The organism is Blastocatellia bacterium, from assembly GCA_035573895.1.
GTDB lineage: Bacteria > Acidobacteriota > Blastocatellia > HR10 > HR10 > DATLZR01.
Genome location: DATLZR010000084.1, coordinates 24698 through 31482, shown reverse-complemented (window position 1 = coordinate 31482; position 6785 = coordinate 24698). Strand labels below are relative to the sequence as shown.

Annotated in this window: 4 protein-coding genes; all 4 read left to right on the top strand. The window is 60.6% G+C overall.

Annotated elements, in window-relative coordinates; translation table 11 throughout:
• Positions 1-485: 485 nt before the first annotated feature.
• The 4 genes from VNM72_08610 to VNM72_08595 all read left to right on the top strand — a co-directional run bounded on the left by VNM72_08610 (position 486) and on the right by VNM72_08595 (position 6672).
• The gene (locus tag VNM72_08610) at positions 486-1184 is read left to right on the top strand and encodes a helix-turn-helix domain-containing protein (GenBank protein ID HXF05463.1); all 699 of its coding nucleotides are present in this window, start codon (positions 486-488) and stop codon (positions 1182-1184) included.
• Positions 1181-2386, top strand: a complete 1206-nt coding sequence (locus tag VNM72_08605; protein ID HXF05462.1) for an efflux RND transporter periplasmic adaptor subunit — start codon at positions 1181-1183, stop codon at positions 2384-2386. The genes VNM72_08610 and VNM72_08605 overlap by 4 nt, the downstream gene beginning before the upstream one ends.
• Positions 2387-2423: 37 nt before the next feature.
• Positions 2424-5585, top strand: a complete 3162-nt coding sequence (locus VNM72_08600; GenBank protein ID HXF05461.1) for an efflux RND transporter permease subunit — start codon at positions 2424-2426, stop codon at positions 5583-5585.
• Between the two features lie 307 nt (positions 5586-5892).
• Positions 5893-6672 carry a hypothetical protein gene (locus VNM72_08595; protein HXF05460.1) on the top strand — a complete coding sequence of 260 codons (780 nt, stop codon included), beginning with the start codon at positions 5893-5895 and terminating at the stop codon, positions 6670-6672.
• Positions 6673-6785 lie beyond the last annotated feature (113 nt).

Sequence of the window (6785 nt, the reverse complement as noted above, 5' to 3'; positions counted from 1 at the left end):
TCGCCAGCAAACGATCCCCTATTTCGGTTTAGTCGAAGTTGAAAATCTCATCAGGCGCTGTTGAGAAAATCTACACTTTCCGCCGAAGGGATTGAGCAAGAAAAGACCGTGGCTTCCACCCGGAAGGGACGCCGATTCGCCAGCGGATGAAAAGTGCCACCGGATGTTTTTACCGTTTCATTCCCGACATCTCTTGGGTGGGAGACGCCCGCCGAGCGGGATGCTGCGCCGCTCAGGTCGTGGAAAGGACCTGGTGCTCCGTCGCCCGGAGTGGTGCTGGGCTTCCGCCCAAGCTTCTCTGCCGCTGACGTCGCAGGCTGAGAATATCACTCCGCTTTTTGCAAAATGCTCTTACCCGCTGGAATCGTCTCCCCGGCGGCGGAGACTTTTCCGTCGTTTCGCGTGGTTCATGGGCCATTTTTCACTTGATGCCCGGGAGAAAGTATGGTAAGTACTTACTGACTTTCGACAGGAAGAGAGGAGCAATGGGCAGAGCGCAACGGGTGAAGCAACGCGTGAGGCTCTCGGCGGCGGACCGGCGATTGCAGATCGTCCGCACGGCCATGGACCTTTTCGCCCGCAAGGGGTTCGACGGGACGACCACCAAGGAGATCGCCCAGGCTTCAGGGGTGACCGAGGCCATTATCTTTCGCCATTTCGCCACCAAGGAGGACCTCTATTCGGCCATCATTGATTACAAGATGAAGGAGCGACGACTCCAGGTCCAGGCCGCGCTGGATGAAGCCGCCAGCCGGCGTGATGATCGAGCTTTTTTCACCCGTCTGGCCGAAGCGATTCTCGATCACTATTCTGAGGATCCGTGCTTCATGCGCCTCATGCTCTACAGCGCACTGGAAGGGCACCGGCTCTCGCAGATGGTCTACGAAACGCATGCCGCCGAGATGTTTCAGTATCTGACCCGGTATATCACACAACGGATCAAAGAAGGTGCCTTTCGCCCCATTCACCCTCGTGCCGCCGTGCGCGCCTTCGTGGGAATGGCCATTCATCATGCGCTTGTACGAGAACTGTTTGATCCCCAGCAAAAACATCTCAAGTTGAGCAATCGCCAGGCGGCGGCTATCTTCGCCGATATTTTCCTGGACGGCGTGTTCTCCTCCTCCGAGTCATCGGGGGAAAGACCTTCTGGCCGCCGATCACTGTTGGAAAGGAAGGCTTTATGAAGAAGTACGCAGCATTGGCTCTCCTGCTGGGTCTGATGAGCGTCGTGGGGTGTCGCCGGAACACTCCACCGGGCGAGACGGAAGCCAGCAGTCGAGGATCGAACTCCGTCATCGAGGTTGATGTCGTCCCCGCCCAGGAGCGCACGGTTGAACGTGAGATCGAAATCGTGGGAACGCTTCTGGCCGATGAGCGCGTCGTGGTCGCCAGCGAAGTGGAGGGCACGCTGGCGGAGATCCGGGTGGACCTGGGAAGCCGTGTGCGACAGGGCGACGTTCTTGCCGTGATTGATCGGCGAGATTTCGAGTTGCGCCTGGCCGACGCTCAGGCGGCGTTGCGTCAGGTCCTGGCTCGCCTGGGCATATCCGAGAACCAGGATCGTGTGGATCCGCAGGAGACGACCATTGTTCGGCAGGCGAAGGCCTCCTTCGATGATGCCGCGTTGCGTTTCCAGCGCATGCGTCAGTTGCGCAGTAAGGGCGTCGTCTCCGAGCAGGAGTACGATCAAGCCAATGCCGCCTTTCGCATTGCCGAGGCGCGGTATCACGCGGCGCTCGAAGAAGTCAACACGCTGCTGGCCCAACTGGAGCAGCGACGGGCGCAGGTGGCGCTGGTCCGGCGCGAACTGGAGAAAACCATCATCCGTTCGCCCATCACCGGCGCGGTCGTCGAGCGTCATGTCTCCGCGGGAGAGACCGTGAGGAGAAACGATCGCGTGGTGACACTGGTCAAAACCAATCCCCTGCGCCTGCGGGCCGATCTGCCGGAACGATATGCCGCTCACGTCTACGTCGGTCGGCCGCTGACTTTCACCATTGATGCGCTGCCGGGACGAACATTCACCGGCCGCATTGCCCGGCTGAGCCCTGCCGTCAGCACGGAGACGCGCTCGCTCACGCTGGAAGCGGAGATCGAGAATCGAAACGATGACCTTCGACCCGGTTACTTTGCCCGCGCTCGGGTGGTCGTGGATCCTCAAGCCCGAGCCGTCGTCGTGCCCGCCCGCGCCGTCATGGCCTACGTGGGCATCTACAAAGTCTTCGTCGTGGACAAAGACAAGGCCGTCGAACGCACGGTCAAACCCGGCATGAAACTCGGCGACTGGGTGGAGATCATCGAGGGGATCCGTCCGGGCGATCCCGTCATCGCCTCCGATGTCGGTCGCCTGTATACCGGAGTGCGCGTGCGGCCACGATCTCGATGACTTCACTCACGCTCCGCTTGTTGAGGAAGAGAACGCCATGAAGCTTGCTGACATCTGCATTCGCCGCCCCGTCTTCACCGTGATGATGATCCTGTCGCTGGTGGTCGTCGGGGCGTTCTCCTACATGCGACTGGGGGTGGATCGGTTCCCCAAGGTGGAGTTCCCCATTGTGACGGTGACGACGGTTCTGCCCGGGGCCTCGCCCGAAGAGGTGGAAACGCAGATCACCAAGCGGGTGGAAGAAGCGGTCAACACCATTGAGGGGATTGACGAACTGACCTCGACCACCACCGAGGGCGTCTCCCTCGTCGTCGTTCGCTTCGCTCTCGAACGCGATGTGGATGCGGCGTCGCAGGATGTACGGGATCGCGTGAGCCGCATCCTCCGCGACTTCCCCGAAGGGACGGATCCGCCGATCATCGAGAAACTCGACGTGGATGCGACGCCGATCATGTCGCTCGTGGTCTCGGCTCCCCGGGATCTGCGCGAGGTCACGGAGATCGCGGACAAGAAGCTGAAAGAGGTGCTCGAATCCACCAGCGGCGTCGGCCAGATTCGACTCATCGGCGACCGTCAGCGGGAAATTCACGTTCTGTTCGATCCTGACAAACTGGCCGCTCACAATATCACCGTGGCTCAATTGAGGCAGGCGCTCGCCCGCCAGAACGTCGAGATTCCCGGCGGTCGAATAGACCAGGGAAACCGCGAGTTGACGGTGCGGACATTGGGACGGATCGAACGGGTGGAGGACTTCAACGATGTGATCATCACCACGCGCAACGGCGTCCCGCTGAAAATCTCCGACGTCGGCCGCGTGGAAGACCTCTACGAGGAACCGCGCACGCTGGCCAAACTCAACGGGAATCCCGCCGTCGTCCTGGAGGTGCGGAAGCAATCGGGAGCCAACACGGTGGCTGTCGTCAATGCCCTCAAAGACCGGCTCGAACAGATCCGACCCACCCTTCCGCCCGATGTCAGGGTTGACGTGGTTCGGGATCAGTCCGAGTACATCAATTCCTCGTTCCGGGCCATTCGGGATCACCTGATCGAGGGGGGATTTCTCGCGGCCCTCGTGGTTTTCCTCTTCATGTGGAACTGGCGCTCGACGATCATCGCGGCGGTGGCCATTCCCACTTCGATTATTTCCACCTTCGCGCTGATGTATGCCGCCGACTTCACGCTGAATGCGCAAACGATGCTGGCGCTGGCGCTGGCCATCGGCATCGTCATTGATGATGCCATTGTCGTGCTGGAGAACATCTACCGCCACATTGAGGAGAAGGGGGCGTCGGCCATGCAGGCGGCCCGCGAGGCGACGGCCGAGATCGGCCTGGCGGTGATGGCGACGACCTTCTCGCTGGTGATCATCTTCCTGCCCGTCGCCTTCATGAGCGGTATCGTCGGTCGCTTCATGAAGAGTTTTGGTCTGACTTCAGCCGCCGCCATTCTCCTCTCGCTCTTTGTCAGTTTCACGCTGACGCCCATGCTCTGTTCGCGCTTTTTGACCAATCGTCACTCCGGTGGAGGAGATGCGCCCCCGCGTCCCCGCTCGAAGGAGCGCTGGTTCTACGCCCGTCTGGAGCGAACCTATGTGGCGATGCTCACCTGGTCGCTCCGCCATCGCTGGATTGTGGCGGCGGTGGCGTTGGTGACGATCCTCTCGGCGATTCCCCTGCTGAACGTTGTGGGCAAGGATTTCATCCCCTTCGAGGACGAGAGCCAGTTTGAGATCGTCATTCGTGCCCCCGAAGGGACATCGCTTCAAGGGATGGACGATCTGCTCCGGCGCATCGAGGACGACGTGCGTTCGCTCCGAGGCGTCACCGATATTCTGACGATCATCGGCGGCGGCTCTCAACAGCGGGTCAATCAAGCCTCGCTCTACGTTCGCCTCATTGATTTGCGCGAGCGCGACTTCTCTCAGTTCGAGGTCATGGCCGATGCCCGGCGACGGCTGGCAAAGTATCCCGACGTGCGAATCGCCGTGCAAAATGTCGGGGCCATTGCCGGCGGAGGATTTCGGGCCTCCGCTCTTCAATACACGTTGCAGGGACCGGACCTGCAAAAGCTCGCGGCCTATTCCGAGCACCTGCAAAAATTCCTCAAGAGCCTGCCGGGTGTCGTTGATGTGGACTCGACGCTGGAGGTCGGCAAGCCGGAACTGGGCGTGAGCATTGACCGGCAGCGGGCATCGGACCTCGGCGTGAGCGTGGACGATATTGCCCGCACCCTGCGCACGGTCTATGAGGGAGATGATCGGATCACCCAACCGTTCCGCGACGGGGACGAGCTTTACACCGTGCGCCTGCGCGTGGCCCCCGAATACCGCACCGATCCGGCGATCCTCGGCCAGCTCTACGTCCCCTCGGCTCGTGGGGGAAACGTGCGTTTGGATAATGTCGTGAAGATTGCCGAGCGCGTCGGGCCGGCGCAGATCGAACGGTATAACCGCCAGCGCCAGGTCACCTTGCTGGCCAACATTGAAGCCGAAAAGACCTCGCTCGGAGAGGTGCTCAGCCGCTTGCAAACGGAAGTCGAGCGCATGGGATTGGAGCCGGGGTACTTTGCCGTCCCCACCGGCCGCAGCCGCGAGCTGGGTCGCACGGCGGAAAATTTCCTGCTCGCCTTTGCCCTCTCGGTCATCTTCATGTACATGATCCTGGCGGCGCAGTTTGAAAGCTACATTGATCCGATCACCATCATGGTGAGCCTGCCGCTGAGCATCCCCTTCGCGCTCCTGTCGCTGGTTGTCTCGGGCGAGACGCTCAACATCTTCTCCTCGGTGGGATTGCTGCTGCTTTTCGGCATCGTGAAGAAGAATTCCATCTTGCAGGTGGATCATACCAATGCGTTGCGCCGGGCGGGAATGTCGCGGTGGGACGCCATGATTCAGGCGAACAAAGACCGACTGCGGCCCATCCTGATGACGACGATCACCATTATCGCCGGGATGATTCCCATGGCCCTCAGTCACGGACCGGGATCGGCCTTGCGTCGTCCCGTCTCCATCGTCGTCATCGGAGGACAGGGATTGTGTTTGCTGCTGACGCTCCTGGTGACGCCGGTGGTTTACTCCTTCTTCGACGATCTGCGCCAGATGGAACTCGGTCGTCGAGCGATGCAGGCAGCCTCGTTCGTCCTTCGCACGGCGCGAGAGAAAGCGGCCGCGGCAATGACTTTCATCGGACTCTTCCGTTGAAAGGGACAGGCGCCGGTGTTCTCACCGCCGACACGGGGGGGACCGTCTGGGAGTCCCGGCCGCAGTTTTCCGGCCCGACCGCTAGACCAATCTCCGCTGGGAGTCCTCCGGAAATCTCAGCGGATAATCGTCGGCACCGGGCGAAATTCCCCACCGGCAACGGTCGCTGCAAAAAGAGAGCCCCGACGGATGACGAAACTCATGGAGACGACAGGAGTTGCTTGAGCAGCCGAGAATGCTCCCTCGCTCGACGATGGCATGGAACTTGCCTGATTTATCGTGTCGGATCAGCCGAAGGAGACATCCCATGCGCACTCATACAATACGTGATGACCTCAAGAGAGCGGCCGGAGCGGCTCTTGCCGTCCTGCTGCTCGTATCAGGACCGGTCGTAGGACGTCGTCTCCCGGACGGACATGATCACATCCCGGGGATCAAAAACAGTGAGGGGCCGCGACGTCTGAATCGGCGAAAACTCGACGAAGTGGCGCGCCACCTCCAACGCCTCACGGGATTGAGACTCAGCTTTGACTCCCAGGGGCGTCTGACGCTGGGGCAGACCCATCACCCGCACTCGGGATCAGAGACGGCCCGACGGATTTTGCTCCAAACGCTTGGCTCGGTTTCTATTACGCTGGAAGATCGCAGCCTGTCGGCTGATATTGCCTTTGCTGCTCTCAAGCCCGACTGTGTCTACCTGCTTCCCTCAGGGAAAAAGATAGACAGCTATCTCCTTCTGCTCGATTTCCAGGACTTCCAGCACCTCAGTGGAGACCGAGAAGCCCTCGAGGCATTCAACCTGGGATTCGTTCTGATGCACGAGCTTGTTCACGCGCTGGAGAAGCGCCCTGACCCGCCTCAACTTGATGGCCTGCGCGAATCTGGCGACTGCGAAGAGGTCGTCAACCGCATCCGTCAGGAGCTACATCTCCCCGTGCGCGCTCACTACGCGACGGAGGTCTTCTTGCTCGGTCCCTACCCCATCCCCTTCGAGCGATTGCGTTTTGTCCGGTCCCGCACAAGCGACGGTAAGATCGAGCACGACACCTATGTCATTCAGTGGCCAAGCACCTTCGTCAGCCGCTGATCTGCGATCACGGTGCAACGGGACCCGCCTCCACCGGTCGAGTGACGAGCGAGCGAAGTAATCGCATCTTTTCTCACCCGTCACTTGACAGGGCGCACACCGTCGGGTGGGAC